The 24,954-nt window shown below is 61.1% G+C and carries 18 protein-coding genes; 13 read left to right on the forward strand and 5 right to left on the reverse strand.

All coding sequences use genetic code 11. The features are described 5' to 3' along the window. Positions 1 to 13: 13 nt before the first annotated feature. The 3 genes from ACQK2G_RS07925 to ACQK2G_RS07935 are packed head-to-tail and all read left to right on the forward strand — an operon-like array spanning position 14 to position 3,486. A complete protein-coding gene (locus ACQK2G_RS07925; RefSeq protein WP_425404486.1) occupies positions 14 to 1,090 on the forward strand; it encodes an alcohol dehydrogenase family protein in 1,077 nt (358 codons plus the stop codon). Further along, entirely contained in the window at positions 1,087 to 2,190 is a 1,104-nt protein-coding gene (locus tag ACQK2G_RS07930; RefSeq protein WP_425404487.1) for a mandelate racemase/muconate lactonizing enzyme family protein, read from the forward strand. Before ACQK2G_RS07925 ends, ACQK2G_RS07930 begins: the two co-directional genes overlap by 4 nt. Before the next feature lie 27 nt (positions 2,191 to 2,217). Beyond that, positions 2,218 to 3,486: an aspartate aminotransferase family protein gene (locus ACQK2G_RS07935; RefSeq protein WP_425404488.1), complete on the forward strand. Its 1,269-nt coding sequence runs from the start codon at positions 2,218 to 2,220 to the stop codon at positions 3,484 to 3,486. Here ACQK2G_RS07935 and ACQK2G_RS07940 read toward each other — a convergent pair. The 3 genes from ACQK2G_RS07940 to uvrA form a co-directional block, all read right to left on the reverse strand. Then, the gene (locus tag ACQK2G_RS07940) at positions 3,483 to 4,661 is read right to left on the reverse strand and encodes an FAD-dependent oxidoreductase (protein ID WP_425404489.1); all 1,179 of its coding nucleotides are present in this window, start codon (positions 4,659 to 4,661) and stop codon (positions 3,483 to 3,485) included. The two genes, ACQK2G_RS07935 and ACQK2G_RS07940, sit on opposite strands and share 4 nt — an antisense overlap. 179 nt (positions 4,662 to 4,840) lie before the next feature. After that, positions 4,841 to 6,985 (reverse strand): methyl-accepting chemotaxis protein, encoded by a 2,145-nt coding sequence (locus tag ACQK2G_RS07945; protein WP_425404490.1) that lies wholly within the window; start codon positions 6,983 to 6,985, stop codon positions 4,841 to 4,843. 173 nt (positions 6,986 to 7,158) lie between these two features. Then, positions 7,159 to 10,014 carry an excinuclease ABC subunit UvrA gene (gene uvrA / locus ACQK2G_RS07950; RefSeq protein WP_425404491.1) on the reverse strand — a complete coding sequence of 952 codons (2,856 nt, stop codon included), beginning with the start codon at positions 10,012 to 10,014 and terminating at the stop codon, positions 7,159 to 7,161. 320 nt (positions 10,015 to 10,334) lie between these two features. On the opposite strand from uvrA, the gene ACQK2G_RS07955 reads away from it, so the two are divergent. Then, the gene (locus ACQK2G_RS07955) at positions 10,335 to 11,885 is read left to right on the forward strand and encodes an ATP-binding protein (RefSeq protein ID WP_425404492.1); all 1,551 of its coding nucleotides are present in this window, start codon (positions 10,335 to 10,337) and stop codon (positions 11,883 to 11,885) included. On the opposite strand, the gene ACQK2G_RS07960 is transcribed toward ACQK2G_RS07955, so the two are convergent. Beyond that, positions 11,882 to 12,580 (reverse strand): molybdopterin-dependent oxidoreductase, encoded by a 699-nt coding sequence (locus ACQK2G_RS07960; RefSeq protein ID WP_425404493.1) that lies wholly within the window; start codon positions 12,578 to 12,580, stop codon positions 11,882 to 11,884. The genes ACQK2G_RS07955 and ACQK2G_RS07960 overlap by 4 nt on opposite strands. Positions 12,581 to 12,863: 283 nt before the next feature. On the opposite strand from ACQK2G_RS07960, the gene ACQK2G_RS07965 reads away from it, so the two are divergent. From ACQK2G_RS07965 to ACQK2G_RS08000, 8 genes are all read left to right on the forward strand, one after another. After that, positions 12,864 to 13,637, forward strand: coding sequence for an ABC transporter ATP-binding protein (locus ACQK2G_RS07965; RefSeq protein ID WP_425404494.1), 774 nt, complete (start codon positions 12,864 to 12,866; stop codon positions 13,635 to 13,637). Positions 13,638 to 13,709: 72 nt separating this feature from the next. Further along, positions 13,710 to 14,468 (forward strand): ABC transporter ATP-binding protein, encoded by a 759-nt coding sequence (locus ACQK2G_RS07970; RefSeq protein WP_425404495.1) that lies wholly within the window; start codon positions 13,710 to 13,712, stop codon positions 14,466 to 14,468. Beyond that, a complete protein-coding gene (locus ACQK2G_RS07975) occupies positions 14,465 to 15,400 on the forward strand; it encodes a branched-chain amino acid ABC transporter permease (RefSeq protein ID WP_425404496.1) in 936 nt (311 codons plus the stop codon). Before ACQK2G_RS07970 ends, ACQK2G_RS07975 begins: the two co-directional genes overlap by 4 nt. Before the next feature lie 16 nt (positions 15,401 to 15,416). Beyond that, complete coding sequence (locus ACQK2G_RS07980) at positions 15,417 to 16,490, forward strand: branched-chain amino acid ABC transporter permease (RefSeq protein ID WP_425404497.1); 1,074 nt, start codon at positions 15,417 to 15,419, stop codon at positions 16,488 to 16,490. 22 nt (positions 16,491 to 16,512) lie between these two features. Next, positions 16,513 to 17,703, forward strand: coding sequence for an ABC transporter substrate-binding protein (locus ACQK2G_RS07985; RefSeq protein ID WP_425404498.1), 1,191 nt, complete (start codon positions 16,513 to 16,515; stop codon positions 17,701 to 17,703). A 222-nt stretch (positions 17,704 to 17,925) separates the two neighbouring features. Next, the gene (ssb, locus tag ACQK2G_RS07990) at positions 17,926 to 18,441 is read left to right on the forward strand and encodes a single-stranded DNA-binding protein (RefSeq protein ID WP_425404499.1); all 516 of its coding nucleotides are present in this window, start codon (positions 17,926 to 17,928) and stop codon (positions 18,439 to 18,441) included. A gap of 205 nt (positions 18,442 to 18,646) precedes the next feature. After that, on the forward strand, positions 18,647 to 19,618 hold the full coding sequence (locus ACQK2G_RS07995; RefSeq protein WP_425404500.1) for an AraC family transcriptional regulator: 972 nt from the start codon (positions 18,647 to 18,649) through the stop codon (positions 19,616 to 19,618). Between the two features lie 263 nt (positions 19,619 to 19,881). Then, positions 19,882 to 20,901, forward strand: coding sequence for a hypothetical protein (locus ACQK2G_RS08000; RefSeq protein ID WP_425404501.1), 1,020 nt, complete (start codon positions 19,882 to 19,884; stop codon positions 20,899 to 20,901). Between the two features lie 93 nt (positions 20,902 to 20,994). On the opposite strand, the gene ACQK2G_RS08005 is transcribed toward ACQK2G_RS08000, so the two are convergent. After that, positions 20,995 to 21,858 carry a phosphodiesterase gene (locus tag ACQK2G_RS08005; protein ID WP_425404502.1) on the reverse strand — a complete coding sequence of 288 codons (864 nt, stop codon included), beginning with the start codon at positions 21,856 to 21,858 and terminating at the stop codon, positions 20,995 to 20,997. Between the two features lie 321 nt (positions 21,859 to 22,179). On the opposite strand from ACQK2G_RS08005, the gene gyrA reads away from it, so the two are divergent. Further along, complete coding sequence (gene gyrA, locus ACQK2G_RS08010) at positions 22,180 to 24,942, forward strand: DNA gyrase subunit A (RefSeq protein ID WP_425407627.1); 2,763 nt, start codon at positions 22,180 to 22,182, stop codon at positions 24,940 to 24,942. Positions 24,943 to 24,954: the final 12 nt, after the last annotated feature.

The following is a 24,954-nucleotide window of genomic DNA, read 5'->3' on the forward strand; positions in this document are numbered from 1 at the left end:
AGGGGAGTTGAATATGCGCGCGATGGTACTGACCGGTCATGGCGGCATGGACAAACTGGTATGGCACGAGGATTGGCCGAAGCCGGTCCCGGGCGACGAGGATGTTCTAATCCGGGTCGCGGCCTGCGGGTTAAACAATACGGACGTCAACACGCGCACCGCCTGGTATTCCAAGGGCACGGGCGAGGCGACGACGGGGGAGGCGCTGGAAGGCGTCGAGGAAGATGATGCGACCTGGGGCGGCGCCAGCATCACCTTTCCGCGGATCCAGGGCGCCGATGTCTGCGGCGTGGTCGAAGCGGTGGGCGCGAAGGCACCGGCGGCGCTGGTCGGTAAACGGGTTTTGGTCGATCCCTGGCTGCGAGACTGGACCGATCCCCTGAACATGGACAGGGCCGGTTATTACGGCAGCGAGTGCGACGGCGGCTATGCGGAATACACGGTGGTTGATTTCCGCAACGTGCATCCGGTCGAGTCGAGGATGAGCGACGCGGAACTCGCCAGTTTCGCGACCTCTTATGTGACGGCGGAGAACATGTTGAACCGCGCCGCCGTGAAGGCCGGCGACCGTGTGTTGATCCCCGGTGCGTCGGGTGGTGTCGGCTCTGCCCTGATCCAGTTGGCGCGCCGCCGCGGTGCGACGGCCATTGCGATGTGCAGTCCTGCTAAGGAAGACAGTGTTAGAAAGGCGGGGGCCGACGTGGTCTTGCCGCGCGCGCCGAAGGATCTGCAGGCATCGCTTCTAGCCGCGACAGGCCATGACACGGTCACGGTGGTCGCCGACGTTGTCGGGGGACCGGGGTGGCCCAGCTATATCGATGCTCTCGCCAGGGGAGGGCGTTACACCTGTTCCGGCGCGATCGCGGGTCCGATCGTTTCTTTCGACCTGCGCACCTTCTACCTGCGAGACCTGACCTTCACCGGTGCGACCGTCGTCCCGCCGGGGACTTTCGGCGATCTGGTCGGGTATATCGAAGCGGGCGAGCTACGCCCGCTTGTCGCCGCGACCTATCCGCTGAACGAATTGCGGGCCGCACAGACCGCCTTCATCGAGAAAAACCATGTCGGCAATATCGTGGTGACCATATGAAGATCGCGCGAATCACTGTTTGGCTGGTGCCTTTGACCAGTCATGTGACTTATCACATGGCGGCGGGAAAGACCTGCGATACGGTCGAGACCGCGGTTCTGTCGGTCGAAACGGATACCGGCCTGACCGGTTGGGGTGAGGTATGCCCTATCCCGCATTATCTGCCGGCCTTTGCCCGCGGCGTCGCGTCGGCAATCGAGGAGTTGGGGCCGGTCCTGCTTGGCGCCGATCCGGTCGGACCGGAAGCGGTGGAAGGGCGCATGGATGCCTGGTTGCAGGATCATCGATACGTGAAATCTGCCATCGACATCGCTTTGTGGGATTTGACCGCGCAGGGCGCCGGGATGCCGCTCTATCGACTGCTCGGTGGGTTGCGGCAGGCGCGGCTGCCGCTTTACCACTCCATCACCTGTATCGAGCCGGAGGAAATGGCGAGGATCGCGAAGGACGCGCAGGCGGCCGGCATGACGCAGTTTCAGGCCAAGCTCGGCGCGGATGCGAACTGGGAAGCGGATGTCGCGCGCCTGCGACTGGTGCGGGAGGCCGTCGGTGCCGGTCCCATCGTCTATGGCGATTGGAATTGCGGAGCGACGTCTCTGGACGCGACACGGGTCGGCCGGGCCGTTCGGGACCTGGATGTCATGCTGGAACAGCCGTGCCGCAGTCTCGAGGAGAATGCACGCGTGCGGGCGGCTACCGGATTGCCGATGAAGCTGGATGAGAATGTCCATGATGCTGCAAGCCTGCTGCATGCCGGTGCTTTGGGATGTGTCGATGCCGCGGCGATCAAACTGTCGAAGTTCGGCGGCCTTTCCGCCGCGCGGCGCGCCCGCGACCTGTGCCTGCATCTTGGTGTAAAAATGTGCGTGGAAGACACGTGGGGATCCGATATAGCGACGGCGGCCGCGCTGCATCTCGGCGCCGCTACAGATCCGCGTTTCGTTTTGAATGTTTGCGATTTGTCGGGATATGTGTCCCCCAGGCTGGCTGATGACGGACCGGTCAGGCAGGATGGCAGGATCGCGGTGCCGGAAGGCATCGGACTGGGGGTAACGGTTGATCGGGCGCGGCTGGGCGCTCCGATACTTGTTCTGGATTAGCGGTGACCATCGCCAGGGAGGTGTGACGTGAACAAAATTCTTAGCCAAACCGAATGGGCCGAACGCGCGAAGGCGGTGCTGCCCGCGGGCGGCTTCGGCAATTTCGACTCCCGGTACTTCATCCGCGAGGGGAAAGGCAGCCGGGTCTGGGACGAGGACGGCAAGGAATATGTCGATCTGCTGATCGGGTCCGGGCCGATGATCCTGGGGCACGGCCATCCCGAGGTATTGGAGGTCGTGCTGGAACAGGTGCAGAAGGGCATGACCTTCTTCGCAAACAACGCGGCCGGGGTCGAACTGGCCGAGGAGATATGCCGGGCGGTCGCCTGTGCGGAGAAGGTCCGTTATGTCTCTACCGGCAGCGAAGCGGACATGTATGCCATGCGCCTTGCCCGCGCCTTCACCGGGCGGGAAAAGATCCTGAAATTCGAGGGCGGCTATCATGGCATGAGTTCCGAAGCGCAGATGAGCCTTGCGCCCGCCCGCCTGGTCAATTTCCCGCAGGCCGTGCCGGACAGCGCCGGCATTCCGGAAGGCGTCCGGGCCGACATGTTGATCGCGCCGTATAACGATCCGGATTATCTGGAATCGCTCTGCGCGGAGCATGGCAGCGAGATCGCCGCCATCATCATCGAACCGCTGCAGCGGATCGTGCCGGCGGAACCGGGTTTCCTGGAGGCGGTGAGAAAGATCTGCGATGCCCACGGCATCGTCCTGATTTTCGATGAGGTCGTGACCGGGTTCCGCTTCGGCTATGGCGGGGCGCAGGAACGGTACGGCGTGACGCCAGACCTGACCACATTGGGCAAGGTTATCGGAGGCGGTTTCCCATTGGCCGCGATCGCGGGACGGGCGGATATCATGGCGCTGTTCGAAAAGGGCGGCGACCGTTGGCTGATGCAGGTCGGGACCCTGTCAGGCAATCCTGTGGCGGCTGTCGCGGGACTGAAGACGATGGAGGTCCTGCGCCGCGACGGGCAGTACGACCGTTTGAACGCCAATGGTGCGCGGCTGATGGAAATGGCGTCGCAGTCCCTGACGGCGCGGGGGGTGCCGCATCGTGCGGCCGGCGCGCCGGAGATGTTCGAAATCATCTTCACCGACCGCGATATCCGGAACTATCGGGACGTCATGCAGGCGGATGCCGGGAAACTTTCCACCTATAACGAGGTGCTTCGGGAAAAGGGTCTCTTCAAGTCGGACGGCAAGACCTATATCTCCCTCGCACTGACCGAGGCGGATATGGACCTCGCCAAGGCGGCCTATGAAGCGGCAGCCGACGCGGTTGCCGGTTAGGGCTTGAAGTCCAGCCCGTATCCCGCAGCGTAGTCGGGATCGCCCGAGACGAGCGCCGCGCCGATCCTTCCGATTTCGTCGGAGGATTTGGCCGCGGAGCCGTTGCCGCCGCAAAGGGCGACGATCCGATCCGACTGGTGCGCAATGGCCGGTTGTTTGATCCGCGTGTATGAGGTTGCGCAGCTCTTGAACGAGATACTCTCGTAACGAAGGGTCGGCATAATGGTCAGCAACTGGTCCACCAGAAGGTCACGAACCGCCGGGTCGCCATTGCCGCGAAACCAGGTCTTGAGAGCATCCACGGTCGGCAGTACCACGTCGACCGGGTCTCCGCCGATTTTCAGATAGGTCTTGCCGTCGGGATACAGGACCGGCGGCAGGACATAGACATCAATGCGCTGATCCGGCGAGACATAGATCAGGCTCGGCATGCCTTTCAGGCGCTCGCTCTCCTCTCGTCCCACCTCCACCAAGGCGATTGTTCGGGCGTAGTTACGAAGGTTGAGCGGGGCGGGCAACAGACCGGCGGCGTCGCTGAAAGCGCCGCAGGAGACGACGACCCGCTGACCGCGCAACACCGTGCCGTCCTGACAGCGAACCGTCACCGAATCCGCCCGTTCGTCAATTGCTGTCACTTCCTGATCGATGACGTCGGCGCCCAAGCTCTCGGCCGCTGCCTTTTGGGCAGCGACGAGGGCGCGGGGGTTCACATAGCCGGCGTCTCTGGCTTGGAACAGACCGGTAACGGCATCGGGGAAGCTGAAGAAGGGGAAGCGCTCCGTCAGTGCGGGACCGATCAAGCGTTCATGGGGGATATCATTTCGATCGCATACTGTCAGGCAATTCTTGACGAAATCACTTTCCGGTCCATCCCCCGCACCGGCCATCAGACAGCCGACTTCGTGATAAAAGGCCTGTCCGGACTGGCGTTCTATCTCACCATACCGTCGGATGGATTCGGTGGCCAATTTCGACCAATCGACATTGGTATCGATGCGGCGCGTTATGCGCGCTTCGTCATAATGACTGGCGAAGACACCAGTATGATCGGCGTTGTCCGCCGGCTCGGACGGGCCGACCAGGGCCACCTTCCGGCCTGTTGCCGCGAGGTGTCGGGCGGCGGCGCTGCCCATCATTCCCGCGCCGGCCACGATCACGTCGTATTCCGTTGTCATGATGCCATCCCAGAGGTTTGGTATTCAGTGCCCCGCTGGGCCCAATCCGTTCAATAAGGACGGATTTATCCGGGATGGCAATGCGCATGATTGCATAGCCGGTCTACCGACATGCATGGAAATCGAATGGACCAGGTCCGTGAAACCCAATCACGGAAGCCGCACGAACGGCTCTGCCGTCAGGCTTTCGGAATCCACGCGGTGCGAAGGTTGCCCCAGACCTTTTGCTTGATGACAATCGGGACATCGACTTCCTTCAGCATGACGAATTTGCCGCCGCCCATATCCCGGACATAGCCCTGCACAAAATGCGGGGCGCTGTTGCGGGCGGCCAGCATGCCTGCCTTGTCGTCGAATATCCGGCGGTTGCGGCAATTAGCCGTGTTCCAGACCGGGTCACCCTGTTTCTGCGGCTTGCTGTATTCTGCGTTATGCGTCGGGATATAACCGTTGCGGTCCGTCGGGGCGCAAAGCCGGATTTTCGGATCCCGCTTCATCGCGGCATCGATCACGTTTGGCAGCAACTCGTCGGTCAGGTCCAGGAACTTCGTCTTGAACTGGATCGGGTCCGTATCGGGGATGGAGACATAGTCGATGTCGAACATGTCCTTCATGCTGATCCGTCCGCCGTCGACGGCGTCGGACAACAGTTTTCCGACGACGGCAGCGGTCTCTGTGCCGAGGTCGATGTAGAACTTGTCGTCCCGTTCCGTCTTTTCAATCAAGTCGTCGACGGCACCCATTTGTGCTTCGGTCATTTTTCGGAAACGCAGGTGGATGCCCATTTCGGTTTGCGCGATCAGGGCGATAGGGAGTTCGGGCAAGCCTTCGACATAAATATACCCGTCGGACCCCGAGACTTTCTGCCCATCGGTCGCTATGACCAGCATGCCGTTTGGTGAAATGTCGGATGCGGTGACGTTGTACTGATTGCCGCCGAGCGAAAGCTGGGCGTTGATGACGATGGCGGTCCGGCGCTCGCGCCGGCGGTTGAACTCGTCGGACGACCGAACCAGAAGGCGCATGCGGTCCTGCAGGCCGGCGACATTCGCCGACATCACCTTTGCCATATCCGTCAGGCGGTTTGAAATGACGCGGGAGGCACGCGACCGTTCGGCAATGGAGCCGATCTGTGCTGCCGTTGCAGAGGTCTTGTCCGCCGCTTCCTTGACGCTCCGCGCGATCTCGGACGTGGCGGCGACCTGTTCCTCGACCGCGGCGGAGACGCTGCCGGCGATTTCGTCGATTTCCTGGATTCGGCTGGCGATGGCGTTGATGTCGGTGACCGTCCGATCCGTTGCACCGCTGATCGCACTCGCACTCTCACTGACTTGGCTGATTGCCGTTTCCGTCTGGGTGGCGAGCGACTTCACTTCATTGGCGACGACGGCGAAGCCACGGCCTGCTTCACCGGCCCGTGCCGCTTCGATCGTTGCGTTCAGGGCGAGGAGCTTGGTCTGGGACGCAATGTCGTTGATCAGCTTCACGACCCGGGAGATCTGTTCCACGGCCTGTTTCAGGCCCTCAACCGATTCCGCCGTCTTCGTCGTCGCGGTCCTGGCTTCACTTGTCAAACCGGCGGTGCGGGAAACTTGCGACGAGATTTCGCGGTTGGATGCTTCCAGTTCTTCTGCCGCAGAAGCGACCGAATTGACGGATTCCATGGCCGTCTGGGAATTGTTCGCCACTTCGTCCGACGCGCCGGAAAGTGCGGTGGCGGTTTCGCTCATGCTATCCGCGAAGTCGCCGAGATGCGATGCCTGGGACAGTAGAACACTGGTCGTCGCCCCGACTTCACGGTCGACGGCCTCACTCAAGCCCCGCGTCTGTCGATTGGCGCGGCCCTTTTCCTCTTCGGCCGAATAGACCGAAAGGGCCGTGTTCATGTCCATATAGATGAACTTGGTCATCGCGGCGAGAAGGTCGGCGGCCTTCTCCCGGTTCTTTTCCCGCGTCATCAGACTGCGCGCGACCATGCCGAGGATCAGCGAGTAACCGCCCATGTACAGATCCGGCTCGAGGCCGATGCGGGAATGCGCAAGGCCGATTTGGTGGGCGCGCTGTTTATGGTCCTCCGGGTCGAAGGCCTCAAAAACGGCTCTCCAATGAGCGATCTGAGCCTTTTTCAGGGCCTCGACCCCGGGCCCTTCGGTTACCAGTTTGTTGCCGACAGGATGTTTCGTGAGGGTCCGGTAGAAACTGTTCAGGATCTCCGGCAAGTCCTTCTCGACGACGGCAAAACCGGCTTTTGCATTCGTGTAGTCGTCGGGTGTCAGGAAAAACGGATCCGCCTGCTTTGTCGCGTTGCCGGACGAAGAACTCATGTCGCGCCACTCCATGGGGGTCACCGGCGGGCGATTGCCGCCGATCGATCGGTTGTAACGCCGGATTATAGGCACATTAACTGAATAGAATATTAATATTCGCGCATCCTATCGGGAAAGGATGCGCGATTTCGTGGAAAAAATGACGGTTATAGCAACGCCGCAGGCGGGGATTACCCCGCCTTTTTCTTCGCCTTGGCCGGTTTCGCCTTCACGTATGGGCGCAGATACTGACCGGTATGGCTGCGTTCGACCGCGGCCACGTCCTCGGGCGTTCCCTGGGCGACCACTTCACCGCCCTTGTCGCCGCCTTCCGGCCCGATATCGATGATCCAGTCTGCGCATTTGATGACTTCCAGGTTGTGCTCGATGACCAGGATCGTATTGCCGGCATCGACAAGCGCCTGAAGCACGTCCAGCAAATTGCGGACATCCTCGAAATGCAGTCCGGTGGTCGGTTCGTCCAGGATATACAGCGTCTTGCCGGTCGCCTTGCGGGACAGTTCCTTCGCCAATTTCACGCGCTGTGCTTCGCCACCCGACAGGGTCGTCGCCTGCTGGCCCACCTTGATATAGCCGAGGCCGACGCGCTGAAGCGTTACCATCTTGTCGCGAATGATCGGGACCGCCTTGAAGAATTCGGCCGCTTCGTCGACCGTCATTTCCAGAACGTCCGAGATCGACTTGTCCCGGAATTTGATTTCCAGCGTTTCGCGATTGTAACGATGGCCCTTGCACTGGTCGCAGGTGACGTAGACGTCGGGCAGGAAGTGCATCTCGATCTTGATGACACCGTCGCCCTGGCACGCTTCGCAGCGGCCGCCCTTTACGTTGAAGCTGAACCGGCCCGGTTGATATCCGCGGGCCTTGGCCTCCGGCAATCCCGCGAACCATTCACGGATCGGTGTAAAGGCGCCGGTATAGGTCGCGGGGTTCGACCGGGGCGTCCGGCCGATGGGCGACTGGTCGATGTCGATGACCTTGTCGATATACCGGGTTCCGTCGATGCGGCGGTACGGCTCGGGCGAGGTGCGCGCCTTCATCAATTCGCGCGCCAGGGCGGCATATAGCGTTTCGATGACGAAGGTGGATTTACCCGACCCGGAAACGCCGGTGACGCAAGTCAGCGTGCCCAGTGGAACCTGGGCCGAGATGTTCTTCAGGTTGTTGCCGGTCGCGCCGGTGATTTCCAGGATTTGCCGCGGGTGGCCGGGCCGGCGTGTCTTTGGAACGGCGATTTCCCGACGGCCGGTCAGGTATTGCGCGGTCAGGCTTTCTTCCGACTTCATCACGTCGCCGGGCAAGCCGGCGGCGATGACATGGCCGCCATTGATGCCCGCGCGCGGACCCATGTCGACGAGATAGTCGGCGGCGCGGATCGCTTCTTCGTCATGTTCGACGACGATCACCGTGTTGCCCAGGTCGCGCAGGCGTTTCAGCGTGGCGAGCAGTCGGTCGTTGTCCCGTTGGTGCAAACCGATGGAGGGCTCGTCCAGCACATAGAGAACGCCGGTCAAACCCGAACCGATCTGCGAGGCGAGGCGAATACGCTGGCTCTCCCCGCCGCTGAGCGTGCCTGAATTCCGGCTGAGCGTCAGATATTGCAGGCCCACATTATTCAGGAAGCCGAGTCGCTCGTTGATTTCCTTCAGGATACGGTAGGCGATTTCCCGCTGCACCGGCGTCAGATGTTCCTCCAACCCGGTGAACCATTCGGCGGCATGGGAAATGGAAAGCTTCGCCGCTTCGCCGATATGCTTGTCCGCGATCTTGACCGCCAGCGCTTCCTTCTTCAGCCGATGCCCGCCGCATTCGGCGCAATCGGTGAAGGCCTGATACTTCGAAAGCTCTTCCCGCACCCAGGAACTGTCGGTTTCCTTCAACCGGCGTTCCATATTCGGGATCACTCCTTCGAACCCCTTGGTGGTCGAATAGGAGCGCATGCCGTCATCGTAACGGAATTTGATCTTCTCATCGGTGCCGTGGAGGATCGCTTTTTGCACCTTCTCGGGCAGATCATCGAATGCGTCCGTCATGCTGGCACCGAAATGCTCGCAGATCGACGTCAGGGTCTGCGTGTAGTAGGGCGAAGAGGAATTCGACCAGGGTGCGATGGCCCCTTTGGCCAGCGACAGCGACCGGTCGGGCACGGCGAGTTCCGCATCGAAGGTCATCTCGACCCCGATACCATCACAGGCCGGGCAGGCGCCGAACGGGTTGTTAAAGGAAAACAGTCGTGGCTCGATCTCTTCGATCGTGAAGCCTGAGACGGGGCAGGCGAATTTGGCTGAGAAGATCGTCTGATCGCCGTTCTCCGCATTTTCCGCGAACAGCAAGCCGTCGGCCAGTTCCAGCGCGGTCTCGATAGAATCCGCCAGACGGGACTCCAGTCCTTCCCGGACGACGACGCGGTCGACGACCACTTCGATATTGTGCTTCAGCTTTTTGTCGAGGGCGGGGACCTCCTCGATTCCATACAGCTTGCCGTCGACCTTCACGCGCTGGAATCCGCGTTTCTGCAGATCCGCGAACTCTTTGCGGTATTCGCCCTTGCGGCCGCGGACCATCGGGGCCAGCAGATAGAGGCGCGTACCTTCGGGCATCGCCATGATGCGGTCGACCATCTGGCTGACGGTCTGGCTTTCGATCGGCAGCCCGGTCGCAGGGGAATAGGGGACCCCGATCCGCGCCCACAACAGACGCATGTAGTCGTAAATCTCCGTCACCGTGCCGACGGTGGAGCGCGGGTTCTTCGAGGTGGTCTTCTGTTCGATGGATATCGCCGGCGAGAGGCCTTCGATCAGGTCGACATCCGGCTTCTGCATCATTTCCAGGAACTGGCGCGCATAGGCGGACAGCGATTCCACATAACGGCGCTGGCCGTCGGCATAGATCGTGTCGAAGGCAAGCGAGGATTTGCCCGACCCGCTGAGCCCGGTGATCACCACCAGTTGATCGCGGGGAAGGTCAACATCAACGTTCTTCAGATTGTGTTCGCGCGCGCCGCGCACACGGATTGTCGGCGTCATTCGGATCCACCCAAGGGGATTAGAGGGATTTTTCGGACGGCGTGTCGGAACGCCGGGGGTCCGTACTATATAGGTGTACGCCCGGTCATACGAGGGCGGATTTGTGATTTTTTGACTCGACCTTCATCCCCTGCGCCCATACTGGCCCAATTTTCCCACTGCAGCGGAGGTGATTGTTCTGGTTGCTAAGCGCCGCTACGGAACGCTAAAAATTGTGCCCGGGAAGCGCTCCAAGGTGGGGCCGATCCAGGTTCATGTAAATCATCGAACCCTAATTTCAGTCGAGAGCCTCTTCCCGCAAGGGTAAGGGAGAACGCGTATTGCAAGCAGACCACTGGGCGTTCCAGTCGCGGGATTCCCTGACCATATTCGAAAATTCCGTCCTGCCGATCTGGGTTTTCGACGTGGACCGCCATGAAGTGTGGTGGGGCAACGCCAATGCGTTGAAATTCTGGCATGCGCAGTCGAAGGAAGAACTGATAGCCCGGGACTACTCGACCGATAGCGCGACCGTGCGCAAGCGGCTTCGCACGGTCGTGGACAATGTCCGTACCGGGATGACAACCGAAGATACCTGGACGCTTTATCCAAAAGGGGTGCCGACGCCGGTGCGTGGCCGGATGACACCGGTTTTCATCGATACGGAGCGGCGCAACGCGATCCTTTTCGAAGTTCTGAAAATCGACAAGGAAGTGCTTGAGCAGACCGACCGCCGCCTTGTCGAAGCGACGCGTTATACCTCGGTAATGATCAGTTATTTCGGGCTGGACGGCCGGCTTCTTTCCATGAACCCGGCGGCAGTCTATGCATTCGGGCGCGGATTGACGCGCATTGACAGCGATCGTTTCGTCGAGGCGCATTCCTTTCTGGCGCGGTTCAAGGACAGTGATCTGGGGCGCGCCCTGTTCGAACGGGCCAGACAGGGGGGCGAACCGTCCGGGGAATACGAACTTCGGTTCGGCCCGGAAGGGACGTGGCATCGGATCGACCTGCATCTGGGCCGCGACCCGATGAGTGGGGATGCCTGCATCATCTCGGTTGAGGAGGACGTTTCCTCGCTGAAGAAGGCGATGCTGGAACTGGAACAACTGAACCGCACGTTGGAAGACCGCGTCGCCGACCGGACCCGTGAACTGCAGAAGGCGCAGTTGAAGGCGGAGGACGCCAACCGGGCGAAGTCCGACTTCCTGGCCAGGATGAGCCATGATCTCAGGACCCCGCTGAACGCAATCCTCGGCTTCGCTCAGGTGCTGTCCTCCGACGACACGCATGACCTCGCCGCGAAGAACTTTCAAACCTATGGGCAGGATATCCAGTCCTCGGCGGAACGCCTGCTGGCGCTGGTCGACGATCTGCTCGATCTGTCCCGTATCGAAGCGGGCCAATTCCCGGTGACGCCGGAACCGCTGGACCTCATCGCGCTGCTGGATGAAACCCTGACCCTGTTCCGACCGGGATATCCGGAAATATCAATCGTGTCGGAGTACGCTGACCCGGTGGCCGGCACCGTGATATCCGACCGGCAAGGACTGACCCTGATCCTCACCAACCTGATTTCCAACGCCTTCAAGTTCACACCCGGGCAGGGGACGGTATCGGTTTCGGTCGAGGATGATGCCGCGGCGGATGCGAAAGCGATCACCATCTCGGATACCGGGCGCGGGATTGCGCCGAAGGATCTGGCCCATGTCTTCGAACCCTATCGCCGGGGACGCGCGACGACGGCGCAACAGACGAAGGGAACGGGGCTGGGCCTGAGTATCTGCAACCGACTGGCCGGGGTGCTCGGCATCGATCTCAAGATCACCTCCGAACTCGGCGTCGGCACGACCGCGACACTGGTTGTGCCGAACCGGTTGGCGGAAACCTAGCCGTATCGTTCTTCCTTCCAGGGATCGCCGCGATGGTGATAGCCGCGGTTTTCCCAGTATCCGCCGGGATCGCCTTTCGTGAACCAGATTTGTTTCACCCATTTGGCGCTCTTCCAGAAATAGAGATGCGGGACCATCAGCCGGACCGGGCCGCCGTGATCCCGTGCAAGGGGGCGCCCTTCCCAATGGGTGGCGAGGAGGACGTCCTCCCGGCGCAGATCCGCAATCGATAAAGCGGTGCCGTACCCGTCGTGACCTTTGAAAATGACGTGGGTCGCCTCGGTCAGCGGTTGCGCTCGGTTGAGCAGTTTGCTCATCGAAATGCCGCGCCAACGGTTGTCGAATCGCGACCAACCCGTGACGCAGTGAATATCGGTCACACTTTCCTCTGGACCGAAGGCATTGAAACCGGGCCAGTCGACCCGACCGGGTGATCTGCACAGCCCGCCCCAGGTCAAAGTCCAGCTTTCGGCGTCGAGCAATGGCCGGGTGCCGAGGTCAAGCCTCGGAAAATCGGTGACAAGTTCCTGCCCCGGCGGCAGCCGTCTTGCGCCCGCCGGTGCGGCTTGGCCGGTCAGACGCTTGCCGGTTTCGGCCGCCCGGCGTTTCGCCGCGACCAAGCGCGGTTTTGGCGGTATCGGATCGTAGCCGGAAGACCGCGTGATAGGCTGTCGAAATCGCTCGTAGCTGTCCATTCCGACCCCGCGTCCTGCGTGTTGAAGCTTAAAGCTACGAGGAATCTAGAGCGGCGTCATGGATGCCACCACGCAAACATGCGTGAGCGTTGAAAGCGGATGGTCCAGTGCGCCGCGACAAGGGGCTTTTACGGCCCGCCGCATAGGTCTATAAGCGATTCAACGATAGGGCGGCGGGTGCATCGCAATCGACCGCAACCACAGGGGGCATGGACGACCGTAATTCCGGACAACCGGAACGGTTTCCGTCCGGCAAGTCTAGGATCCGGGGGTAAGTCGTTTCTTGATTACTATTGAGAACGTGTCGAAGTCGTTCGGCGGCGTGCAGGCCGTTTCCGGATGCAGTTTCACCATTCCAGAAGGTTCGATCACCGGGCTGATCGGCCCGAACGGGGCCGGCAAGACGACGCTGTTCAACATGATCGCCGGCGCTTTTGAGCCGACCTCCGGCAAGATCCTTTTCAAAGGCGAGGACATCACCGGGCTTTCCTCCGACAAGCTGTTTCACAAGGGCATCGTGCGGACGTTCCAGATCCCGCACGAATTCGACAAGATGACCTCGCTCGAGAATCTGATGGTCGTGCCGCCGGGACAGATGGGCGAGAACATCTTCAATACCTGGTTTCGGCCGGGGGCCGTCCGCGCGGAGGAAAGGGAAGTCCTGCGCAAGGCGGAAGAGGTCCTGGAATTCCTGCAATTAACCCATATCCGCGACGAGTTGGCCGGCAATCTCAGCGGCGGGCAGAAAAAGCTGCTGGAACTGGGCCGGACGATGATGACCGACGCCAAGGTCGTGCTGCTGGACGAACCGGGTGCCGGGGTGAACCGGACGCTGCTGAAGAAACTGGCGGATTCGATCCGTCAGTTGAACGTGGAGAAGGGATACACCTTCGCGGTCATCGAGCACGATATGGACTTGATCTCCTCACTCTGCGACCCGGTGGTCTGCATGGCGCAGGGCAGCGTTCTGACCCAGGGAAAATTCGAGGACGTCCGTTCCGACGAACGTGTGCTGGAGGCCTATCTGGGCAGTTCCGCGCACGAAGCGGCGGAATGATACAAGCAAGATTTTCGACCCCATCGATATTTCGGGGATGACGGGGACGGGACTAGTGATGAAGGGTTTTGCATGAGCGAGGTTTTGCTGCAGCTCCAGGACGTCACCGGCGGCTATGGGGAAGCGGATATTCTGCACAACGTGTCGATGGAGGTCGCCGCCGGGGAAGTGGTGGTGATCGTCGGCCCGAACGGGGCGGGCAAATCGACGGCGATGAAATCGGTTTTCGGCCTGCTGAACGTGCGGGGCGGCAAGATCATTTTCGACGGCAAGGACCTGACGGGCCTGCGGCCGGACCAGGTGGTGCAGCAGGGCATCTGCTTCGTGCCGCAAACCGACAACGTCTTCCCAAGCCTTTCCGTGCACGAGAATCTGGAAATGGGCGCCTATTTGCGCGACGACGATATTTCGGGGTCGTTGGACCGGGTCTATGAGCTGTTTCCGCCGTTGAAGGAAAAACGCAGGCAGGCCGCCGGCACGCTTTCCGGCGGGCAGCGCCAGATGGTTGCGATGGGTCGCGCCCTGATGCTGGACCCGAAACTGCTGCTGTTGGACGAACCCACCGCGGGGCTCAGCCCGCTCTACATGGACCAGATTTTCGCCATCGTCCGGCAGATCAACGCGCAGGGCGTCGCCATCCTGATGGTGGAACAGAACGCCAAACAGGCGCTCGGCATCGCCGACCGCGCCTATGTGTTGGTCGACGGCGAAAACCGGCATGACGGGACGGGGCATGAGTTGCTGCACGACCCGGAAGTCGCGGAAATGTTCCTGGGCGGCGGCAAGTCGGGCAAGAACGACGGTTCCGAAGCGGAAGGGGCCGGCGCATGATCATGGAATTCGTCAATTTCTATTTCATTCCGGGACTGGTGCTCGGCTGTATCTATGCGCTGGGCGCGATCGGGGTGACGCTGACCTTCGGTATCCTGCGCTTCGCCAACTTCGCCCATGGCGAGGTCATGATGGTCGGCGCGTTCCTGACCTGGACCTGCATGGACCTGATGGCCGGGGCGGGGCTGGGGCTGCACCCGTTGATCGCCGCGATTCCGGCGGTGGTCATCGCCGTCGCGCTGTCGGTCTTCGTCGACCGCTATTTTTACCGGCCGTTCCGGAAAAGCTCTCCCATCATCGTCGTCATCGCCAGTTTCGGCATGATGTTGATCCTGCGCAGCCTGGTGCAGGTCATCTGGGGACCGAACCAGATTACCTTCGTCAAAGGCATCGCCAAACCGAACGGGGCGATCCGCGAAGCGACGTCGGATATGGGGCTGATGATCCTGGTTCCGGACAAGCATCTGTTCATCATGATCGGTACGATCGTGATCATGCTGGTCTTCAACTACATCCTGACCAGCACCCGAACCGGCAAGGCGATGCGGGCGGTTTCCGACAATCCTGACCTGGCCCGCACCAGCGGCATCAACGTGGAATCGGTGATCCGCAACACCTGGGTGATCGGCGGTTTCTGTGCCGTCGCGGCGGGCGTGTTCCTGGCCATGGATACACAGTTCATCGAATCCACCATGGGTTTCCGCATCCTGCTGCCGATTTTCGCGGCGGCGATCCTGGGCGGTATCGGCCGGCCCTTCGGCGCGGTCGCGGGCGGTTTGATCATCGGGCTGGCCGAGGAGCTGGTGGCCTATCCCTGGATCGGGGATTCGCCGCTGATCAGTCCCGGCTACAAGAGCGGCGTCGCCTTCATGATCATGGTGGTGATGCTGATCGTCCGGCCCAGCGGGCTGTTCCGCGGCAAGGTCTTCTAAGGGGAGGGGCGAGGATATGGATCAAGCACTCGGACTTTTCCTTTACGGCATGTCGTTGCTGGCCATGGGCGGCATCTACTCCATCCTGGCGCTGGGACTGAACGCGCAATGGGGCTTCGCGGGGTTGTTCAACGCCGGCATCGCGGGTTTCGCGGCGGTCGGCGCCTACACCTATGCGATCCTGACCACGGCGGACAGCCCGTTCCACTATGGCGGCCTCGGCCTGCCGCTGGTGGTCGGTGAACTCGTCGCCATGGCGCTGTCCGGCGTCATCGCGGGCGTGATCGGTGCGATCTGTATCCGGCTGCGGGCGGATTACCTTGCCATCGCCACCATCGGGATCGCGGAAATCATCAAGCTGATCCTGAAGAACGAAACGGCGCTGACCAACGGGCCGCGCGGCATCAACAAGATCCCGCGGACCTGGGAACATCTGACGGAGGAACGGTTCTATTCCTCCTGGCCGATGTCCATGTTCAATACGCCGGAAGGCTGGTCCGCCTTTTTCGACAGTCTGCCGGCCTGGTGGTGGCAGCCCTTCTTCGCGGGCACGGTCATCGTGATCATGCTGATCTTCTATTTCCTGCTGGAACGCGCGCGTCTGTCGCCCTGGGGCCGGATGATGGCCGCCATCCGCGACAACGAGATCTCCGCGCGCGCGGCGGGCAAGGACGTCACCGGCCGCCGGATCGAAGCCTTCATCCTGGGGGCGGTGATCATGGGCATGGGCGGTGCATTGCTGGCGCAGCATCTGCGCCTGATCGAACCGACAAACACTTTTGACCCGGCGAAGATGACCTTCCTTGTCTGGGTGATGCTGATCGCCGGCGGATCCGGCAACAACCGGGGCGCGATCTTGGGCGGTTTCCTGGTCTGGGTGCTGTGGTCCGGATCGGAATTGATGATCAAGGGCAGCATCGACATCATCGCCAGTGTCTTCTCCGATTGGGACCCCGCGATCCTGCAAACCAGGGCCGGCTTCCTTCGGATGCTTTTAATTGGGTTGCTCTTGCAACTAGTATTGCAAAAGTACCCAGGTGGGATCCTGCCTGAGAAACGACCCGCCGTTTCGGGCAGGAAGGAAAGCTAGCGGGGAATAGGGAATAAGAGTCATGAAGCGTATTCTGTTTGGAAGTCTCGCCGCCGCCATGCTGGTGGCCGGCAGCGCTCAGGCGCAGGTAAAGGTCGGCAACGCCATGGCCGTTACCGGTCCGATCCCCGATCTGGTGGCGCCGATGGTTGCGGCCGTCGACCTCGCCGCGAAACACATCAACGATCAGGGCGGTGTTCTGGGGCAGACCTATGAAATCGTCCGCGCCGACAGCGCCTGCGATCCGTCCGCCGCCGTCGACGCCGTAACCAAGTTGATCAACGTCGACCAGGTGCTCGGCATTCTGGGCCCGGTCTGCTCCGGCGCCACGATCGCCCAGGCCGAATCGGTCTCGATCCCGGCGGGTGTCGTCACCCTGTCGGTTTCCGCCTCCTCGCCGGCGATTACGTCGATGGAAAGCGGCACCGATCTGGTGTTCCGTGCCGCCGCGTCCGATGCCTATCAGGGTGTTGCGCTGGCTGATTTGACGCTGGCCAACGGCATCAAGGAAATCGCCGTTTCCTACGCGAACGATGATTACAACGCCGCGATCGCCCAGGTCTTTGCCAAGGTCTATGCGGAAAAGGGCGGCAAGGTCGTCGCCATGGAAGCGCATGAGCCGAACAAGGCTTCCTATCGTTCGGAAGTCGCGACGCTCAGCAAGGGCACGAATGCTCTGGCGCTGTTCGCCTATTACGGTTCCAGCGGCATCACGATCATGCGGAACTCGCTTGAAACCGGTGCTTTCGACACCTTCATCGGTGCCGACGGCATGCTGGCCCAGGAAGTCATCGACCAGATCGGTGCGGAAAACCTGAGCAACGCCACGTTCACGACCTCGGCTTCGGACGACACCACCGACGCCTATAAGGCCTGGAAGGCTCTGGCGGATGCAGCGGGCGTTCCGGCCGCCGATCCGTTCGTGCCGAACTCCTACGACGCGACCTTCATGATGGCCATGGCGATCGAGAAGGCCGGCTCCGCCGACCGCGGCAAGATCGCCGCGGCTTTGCGCGAAGTCGCCAACGCGCCGGGTGAGATCATCCTGCCGGGCGAATGGGCCAAGGCGAAGAAGCTGATCGCCGAAGGCAAGGACGTGAACTATGTCGGCGGCGCCGGCCCGCAGGATTTCGATGAAAACGGCGATGTCCAGGGGTCGTTCTCCAAGAACACGGTTGTCGGCGGCAAGTGGGTTGCCACGCTGATCAACTAAGCTTGCTTCCGGCTTGCTTTGAGTTCGGGAAACGCAGGGCTTCGGCCCTGCGTTTTCTTTTGTGTTATCCACAGCTTTTGCGCCCGGAAGGGGCAGTTGACCTTTGTCCGGTCCGGCCCGGTCCCGTATAGTCGCCGCCACGCGCAAAGCGCATCGAACAGATTGAACGAAGCAACGGCGCCGGGTTTGTCCCGGGCGCCGGGAAATAGGTTGGAGAGGGTCATGGCCGGCAGCGTCAATAAAGTCATCTTGATCGGAAATCTCGGACGCGATCCGGAAGTGCGCACCATGCAGAACGGCGGCAAGGTGGTGAACCTGTCGCTGGCGACATCGGAAACCTGGAAGGACCGTGACGGCAACCGGCAGGAACGCACCGAATGGCACCGGGTCGTGATCTTCAACGAGCGCCTGGGCGAAGTGGCCGAGCGTTACCTGAAGAAAGGGTCCACGGTCTACATCGAAGGCAGCCTTCAAACCCGCAAATGGACCGACCAGTCGGGGCAGGAAAAGTACTCGACTGAGGTCGTTCTGCAACGCTTCCGCGGTGAGCTTACCATGCTCGGCGGTCGTGGAGACGGCGGTGGCGGCGGTTATGGCGGTGGCCAGGGCGGCGGTTACGACGACGGTTATGCCGGCGGCAGTTCCGGCGGTTCGGGCAGTGGCTACGGCGGGGGCGGCCAGGGCGGCGGGTCCGGGCCGGACTACTCCCAGGACCTGGATGATGAAATCCCGTTCTGATCGATTTCAGTAGATTGATTTAAAAAGCGCGCCGCCGATGGCGCGCTTTTCTTTTGAGCGGTAGGTCCACTGGGTGCCAATTTACGCTTTGATCACATACCCGTGATTGTGATGGTACTCACGCACCGTGGCTGAAGGCTTTGGTACTTTAATTGCTAATGGGGTGCTAGGGGCAGAAAGGTTCAACGATCCGTAGGGGAACCCGATGCTGAACGACTACCGTGCACTGATCAGCGCCGATGCCGAGGAGACGAAGAAGTTTCTTGCTGCCAGGGACATGGTATTGGCCGCCTCCGGCGACCCGCACGACCGGGACGCGCCCTTTCACGCTGAAATCAACATCTTCGAAACGGACGATTTCCGCATAGCTTATGTCCAATCCGGGTCGGAACTCCATGTGGACTTTTCCGAGGATTGTTACCGGTATCGCATGCTCGTACCGCTGCACGGGGACATGGGCGTCGCGTTTCCCGACCGATCCCATCCCTGCACGCGGGAAAGGACAGTCATCGTCTCCCCGGGCGTGCCGCACAAGATGTGGGCCAAGCGCGGGGCGATGCTCCTTTTCATTTCCTTCTCTGTCGCGGCCGTTCGAAAGCGCTTCGCCGCGCTGACCGGTGCGCCGGCGATGGAGGAGGTAATATTCGATCAGGAATTGGACCTGGGAGCCGGGGCGGGCAGTATGGTTCTGCAGGCGGTGCGCCTGATCGTGGAAGAAATCGACGCAGGGGGCGTCAGTCTGTCCGATCCTTGGCGTTTGGCGCATTTTGAGGAAACCGTTCTATCGTCGCTTCTGCTTTACCACCCGCATAGCCATAGGGATCAATTGAGGCAGCAGCGGACATCGCCGGCCAGTAAAGATGTCCGGGCGGTTATCGCCCATATCGACAGCAATCTCGAAGCGCCGGTCCGGCTCGCAGATCTGGTTCATGTCGCGGGCGTCTCGCAAAGCAGCTTGAACAACAACTTCCGGGCCTTCACCGGGATGTCGCCGATGGCCTACCTGCGGCAGGCGCGGCTGATTGCCGTGCGCCAGGCCTTTCTCAGCGGCGATGCGGAGTCGGTGACTGCCTGTGCCATGAGATATGGATTTACCCATATGGGCCGGTTTTCATCCGCCTATGCCAAGGCCTTCGGTGAGACGCCCTCAAAAACGCTGACGAACGGCCGGCGTTAGTTAGCCGAGCCTGCCGGCCAAGGTCACTTTCTCTTATCTCCCATACGCCCCCTGTTTCGCCTTGGAGGCGCTTGCTTGTGGCCGTGGCTGAGCGGCCCTGGACCGCCGGATTCGCCATCCAATAACATCGTTATTTTCTTGGAAGAAACGGATAGAGGCTACTCGAAACGTCATATCGCAAAGCGGTTTTCCCATACGAAACTACCTTTAGCCGTCGGGATTGGCGCAGGGGCGTTTTAACACCCGAAGATAAGGAGAAACGAATGCCTAGCCGTTTTCTTTGGATGGCAGCGGGACTAATGGCTACCGCTGCGGTCGGATCGACACATGCCGCGACCATCGAACTGGCACCCATCGGTGCGGGAAGTGCCCCTACCGTTATCAGCGCACCGGGCAGTGTCAGCCAAACCTTTTCGAACGTTTTGAGCAGTAGCACCGATCTTTTTGGCGCAACCGTCATCGCGGAAGCCCATGACAGTACGGGTGTCCTGAAGGCATTTGCGAACCATGGGGGTGATGTGGGAACGCTGTTTCCATCGCAAGCGTCCGCCATAGCGCGTTTGTCAGGAACCGGAACAATCAGCGGCGTCGTGACCGGCCCGGTTCAAGGCAGTTTGATTTATAATTTTCACGCCGCTGCCGACACGTTGACGGGACAATCCGGTGCGGCATTGGGCGGGTTCTCGACCGCTGCCTTGAACGTAAGCGCCGATGTAGGGACGTTCTTCAACATTTTCCGACCTGGACAGTCCCCCGTCACCGGGTTCACGTCCGCGCAGGGCAGTCTGCAATATGTGTCAGAACAGTTCTTTACGGCGTCGTCCCCGAGTACCCTTTCAAACGTCCAATCCTTGTCCGGAATACGATCGAGCGGCGTCTTCCGGAATTCGCCAAGCGTGAACAATGTGCTTAGTGACAACGACATCTCCATCTCCGTGTCACGCGTAAGCGATTTCATCATCGAAGGCGTGATCGAGATCCTGTTCACGGCACAGATCGGGGATCGGATGCGCTTCTCGGCCGATTTGACGGCGGTAGCGAATGCCGCGCCGGGGCATATTGCGGGCATCAATGCACTGAACACGGGAACATTGAGCCTCGTCCTGCCTCAAGGCGTCGACTTCCTGCCGGATGACGGTATTTTCCTGACCGATCAACAGTCATTGACTTCTGTCCCGTTACCGCCCAGCGCCGCCCTGCTGCTGGCCGGTCTCACCGGGCTCGGCCTGTTGCGTAAGCGGCGAAAGGCGATCCCTAAGAACCTGGAGCAGGGAGCCGTGTGATCCCCGACTTTCTCCGCAACGGCCTCCCTCAACGATAGTTTCCCTCATGACTGGGGCGCCTAAACGAGGCGTCCCTTTTCTTTCTGAGGGCCTCTATCCCTGTTGGGCCGCCACCTGCGCCCGTCCGGCGGCCCTCGCGGCTTCATCGGTGTTCCGGTCGTTGCGGTGGTCGATCGTCGGGCCGTCATAGGTATAGGGGCAGGTATGGATAACGGTCAGGTCGTCGGACAGCAGTACGACGTTATAGGCCGGTGCCTCATGGGTCATGGGCGCGTCTTCCGCAGGGCCCAGGTCGAGCGCCACCTGATGATTGGTGCCATAGAGGGTCGAAAAAGGAATGCCGCGCCAGCAGCCTGAAATCGGCCGGTGCACGTGACCGAAGAAGTAATGGCGTATATCGGCACGGGTCTCCGCCAGCAGGGCGGCGACTTCCTCCCATTGCACCAGACGGATCATATCCATCATCCTGATATGGATCTGGAAAGGCGGGTGATGGGCGAACAGATAGACCGGCTGGTCCTCCTCCGCCGCCGCATCCAATTCACCTTTCAGCCATTCCTGGCGTTCCTGGTCGTACCAGCCCGCATGGGTGCCTTCCTGGACCGTGTCCATCATCAGGAAGCGGCCCGCACGCGTATCGATCCGATATTGCACGTAACCGTTCGGGTCCCTGCCGATGTTCAGGAAGGCCTCCTGGAAGGCCGGGCGCTGATCGTGATTGCCGATCAGCGGATAGGCCGGGAAGGGCAGGCGGTCCAACTCTCGCTTCAGGACGTCATAGGCGGCGTCATCGCCCCAATGGGTCAGATCGCCCGTGATCACCATGCAATCCGCGTCGCCGTGATGGGCGGCGACATGGTCTATGGCGGCGGTCAGGCGCGCCTGCGGATCGAGGCCGTAGAGTGGCTCTCCGGGCGGCATCAGGTGTGGATCTGTGAGGTGAATCAGTTTGGTCATGGCGGGATACTCGCAAACGCGTCTGGTTCCTATCCGAATACCGTCCAAATATCGCTAAAAACACCGTATTTCGTTGTTAGACAAGGGCGCATCATGCTAGATATAGGGTTGTCGGGTGTCAGAATTATGACCGTACCGGGATTCTTCCGGTGTCGTCGTGCCGCCCGGCGTCGACCCTTCCGGACTAGGCCCTCCCAGGCGCCGAAACGGCAGGCTTTGTTTCAGGTCTAGACTGCAGGTTCCGATTTGTCCGATCCAGTTTCTCCGCCGCCGCCCGGCAGCCCGGGCTTCGACGTCAGCCCCGTCTCCATCGAAGACGAGATGAAGCGTTCGTATCTCGATTACGCGATGAGCGTGATCGTGAGCCGCGCGCTGCCGGATGTCCGTGACGGGCTGAAGCCCGTTCATCGCCGTATCCTCTATGCGATGAAGGAAAACGGCTACGATTCGTCGAAACCGTATCGTAAGTCGGCGCGCATCGTCGGGGACGTCATGGGTAAGTACCACCCGCATGGCGATTCCGCGATCTATGACGCGATGGTCCGTATGGCGCAGGATTTCTCCATGCGCCTGCCGTTGATCGACGGCCAGGGCAATTTCGGCTCGATGGACGGCGATCCGGCGGCGGCCATGCGCTATACGGAGGCGCGGCTTTCCAAGGCGGCCGAGACCCTGCTGGACGATATCGACAAGGAAACCGTCGATTTCCAGAACAACTACGACGACAGTTCCAGCGAGCCGGTGGTGCTGCCGGCGCGCTATCCGAACCTGTTGGTCAACGGCGGGGGCGGGATCGCCGTCGGGATGGCGACGAATATTCCGCCGCATAACCTGAATGAAGTGGTCGATGCCTGCATCGCCTTTATCGACGACCCGGGCGTGACCATCGAACAATTGATGGAAATCGTGCCGGGCCCGGATTTCCCGACCGGCGGGATCATCCTCGGCCGCTCCGGCATCCGGTCCGCTCATCAGACGGGGCGGGGCTCGGTCATCATGCGGGCGCGCACCCATATGGAGGAAATCCGCGGGCGTGAGGCGATCGTCGCGACGGAAATTCCGTATCAGGTGAACAAATCCCGCATGCTGGAGCGTATCGCGGAAGTCGTGCGTGAAAAGCAGGTGGAAGGGATCGCCGATCTGCGCGACGAATCCGACCGCGACGGCGTGCGCGTGGTGATCGAGTTGAAGCGCGACGCGGTCTATGACGTCGTCCTGGCGCAGCTTTATAGATACACGCCGATGCAGACCAGTTTCGGCGTCAACATGCTGGCCCTGAACGGTGGCCGGCCGGAGATGCTGAACCTCAAGGACATCGTCACGGCCTTTGTCGACTTCCGGGAGGAAGTTGTCACCCGCCGGACGGCCTATGAGCTACGCAAGGCCCGGGAACGCGCGCATATCTTGGCCGGTCTGCTGGTCGCGATCAGCAATCTGGACCCGGTGATCGAATTGATCCGCGCCGCCCCTGATCCCGCCACAGCGCGGGAACAGTTGATGGCCCGCGATTGGGAGGCCGGCGACGTCGCGCCCTTCATCGCGCTGATCGACGATCCGGGACATGAAGTGGTGGACGGTAAATACCGCCTGTCCGAAACCCAGGCCCGCGCGATCCTTGAATTGCGCCTGCAGCGCCTGACCGGCATGGAACGGGACAAACTGACTAAGGAAACCGAGGAACTCGCGGAAAAGATCCGAGACTATCTCGAAATCCTGCAATCGCGCCCGCGCCGGCTTGAGGTGATGCGCGAGGAACTGGTCGAAGTCCGCGACCAGTTCGGCACGCCGCGCCGCACGACGCTGGAAGAAAACGAGTTCGAGCACGATATCGAGGACCTCATCCAGCGTGAGGACATGGTCGTCACCGTTACCCAGGGCGGCTATATCAAGCGCGTGCCGCTGTCGACCTACCGGGCGCAGCGCCGCGGCGGCAAGGGCCGGTCGGGCATGTCGATGAAGGAAGACGACGCGGTGGTGAACGTCTTCGTCACCTCGACCCACACGCCGGTGCTGTTCTTCTCCTCCTTCGGCATGGTCTATCAGATGAAAGTCTATCGCCTGCCGCTGGGAAGCCCGACCGCGCGCGGCAAGGCGCTGGTCAATCTTCTGCCCTTGTCCGAAGGCGAATATATCAGCACGATCATGCCCTTACCGGAAGATGAGGAGACATGGGGTGAGCTCTATGCCGTCTTCGCGACGGCGACCGGCAATGTGCGCCGGAACCAGCTTTCCGACTTCACCAACATCAAGGCGAACGGCAAAATCGCCATGAAACTGGACGAAGGGGACCGGTTGATCGGGGTGCGGACCTGTTCCGAGACCGAGGACGTTTTCCTCTCCACCGCTCAGGGCATGTGCATCCGCTTCCCCGTGCCGGACGTGCGCGTCTTCTCAGGCCGGACCTCCACCGGGGTGCGCGGCATCAGGCTGGCGGAGGGCGACGAGGTCGTCTCGCTGTCCCTGATGGATCACAGCGCCGCGACATCCGAGGAACGGGAAGAGTTCTTCCGCGCATCCGGTGCTGCGCGCCGTCTCGAGTCGTCCGATTACGGGAATGATGCAGAGCGTCGCGCCCAGGATGAGGAAACCGCCCGCCGGCTAGAGGAGGAACCCTATAAGTCGATGGCGGAGGCAGAGGAACTCATCATTACCGTTTCCGACGCCGGGTATGGTCAGCTTTCCTCCTCCTACGACTATCGGATCACCGGTCGCGGGGGTAAGGGGATCAACAACATGAACCTGGACCGGGGTGAGGGCAGCCGCATTGTGGCCTCCTTCCGCCTGGTTCCGGAAACGGACGAGTTGGTGCTGGTCAGTTCCACCGGCCAGATCATCCGCTCCCACGCCAACGAAATTTCCCCCAAGCGCCGGGGCAGCATGGGCGTGCGCATCTTCGACGTCGGTGCCGACCAAAAGGTCGTCTCCGTCGCCAGGCTCAGGGATGCCGAGGGCGATGCTGAAGACAATGGCGATGAAGAAGGCGAAGGGGGCGAGGATGCCGTTGCGAACGAAGACGGTGCTGTGGATCAGGAGACGTCCAGCACCGACGCGAACGAGCCTGATGGAGACACGACCGAAGACTAGGGCACCCTCTCT

The sequence above is a fragment of the Hwanghaeella sp. genome, from assembly GCF_965227365.1.
Lineage (GTDB): Bacteria > Pseudomonadota > Alphaproteobacteria > UBA8366 > Aestuariispiraceae > Hwanghaeella.

Coding starts and splice junctions, on each gene's coding strand:
- ACQK2G_RS07925 (WP_425404486.1), top strand. CDS start 14: ATGCGCGCGATGGTACTGACCGGTCATGGCGGCATGGACAAACTGGTA.
- ACQK2G_RS07930 (WP_425404487.1), top strand. CDS start 1,087: ATGAAGATCGCGCGAATCACTGTTTGGCTGGTGCCTTTGACCAGTCAT.
- ACQK2G_RS07940 (WP_425404489.1), bottom strand. CDS start 4,661: ATGACAACGGAATACGACGTGATCGTGGCCGGCGCGGGAATGATGGGC.
- ACQK2G_RS07945 (WP_425404490.1), bottom strand. CDS start 6,985: ATGAGTTCTTCGTCCGGCAACGCGACAAAGCAGGCGGATCCGTTTTTC.
- uvrA (WP_425404491.1), bottom strand. CDS start 10,014: ATGACGCCGACAATCCGTGTGCGCGGCGCGCGCGAACACAATCTGAAG.
- ACQK2G_RS07960 (WP_425404493.1), bottom strand. CDS start 12,580: ATGGACAGCTACGAGCGATTTCGACAGCCTATCACGCGGTCTTCCGGC.
- ACQK2G_RS07970 (WP_425404495.1), top strand. CDS start 13,710: ATGAGCGAGGTTTTGCTGCAGCTCCAGGACGTCACCGGCGGCTATGGG.
- ACQK2G_RS07975 (WP_425404496.1), top strand. CDS start 14,465: ATGATCATGGAATTCGTCAATTTCTATTTCATTCCGGGACTGGTGCTC.
- ACQK2G_RS07980 (WP_425404497.1), top strand. CDS start 15,417: ATGGATCAAGCACTCGGACTTTTCCTTTACGGCATGTCGTTGCTGGCC.
- ACQK2G_RS07985 (WP_425404498.1), top strand. CDS start 16,513: ATGAAGCGTATTCTGTTTGGAAGTCTCGCCGCCGCCATGCTGGTGGCC.
- ssb (WP_425404499.1), top strand. CDS start 17,926: ATGGCCGGCAGCGTCAATAAAGTCATCTTGATCGGAAATCTCGGACGC.
- ACQK2G_RS07995 (WP_425404500.1), top strand. CDS start 18,647: ATGCTGAACGACTACCGTGCACTGATCAGCGCCGATGCCGAGGAGACG.
- ACQK2G_RS08000 (WP_425404501.1), top strand. CDS start 19,882: ATGCCTAGCCGTTTTCTTTGGATGGCAGCGGGACTAATGGCTACCGCT.
- ACQK2G_RS08005 (WP_425404502.1), bottom strand. CDS start 21,858: ATGACCAAACTGATTCACCTCACAGATCCACACCTGATGCCGCCCGGA.
- gyrA (WP_425407627.1), top strand. CDS start 22,180: ATGAAGCGTTCGTATCTCGATTACGCGATGAGCGTGATCGTGAGCCGC.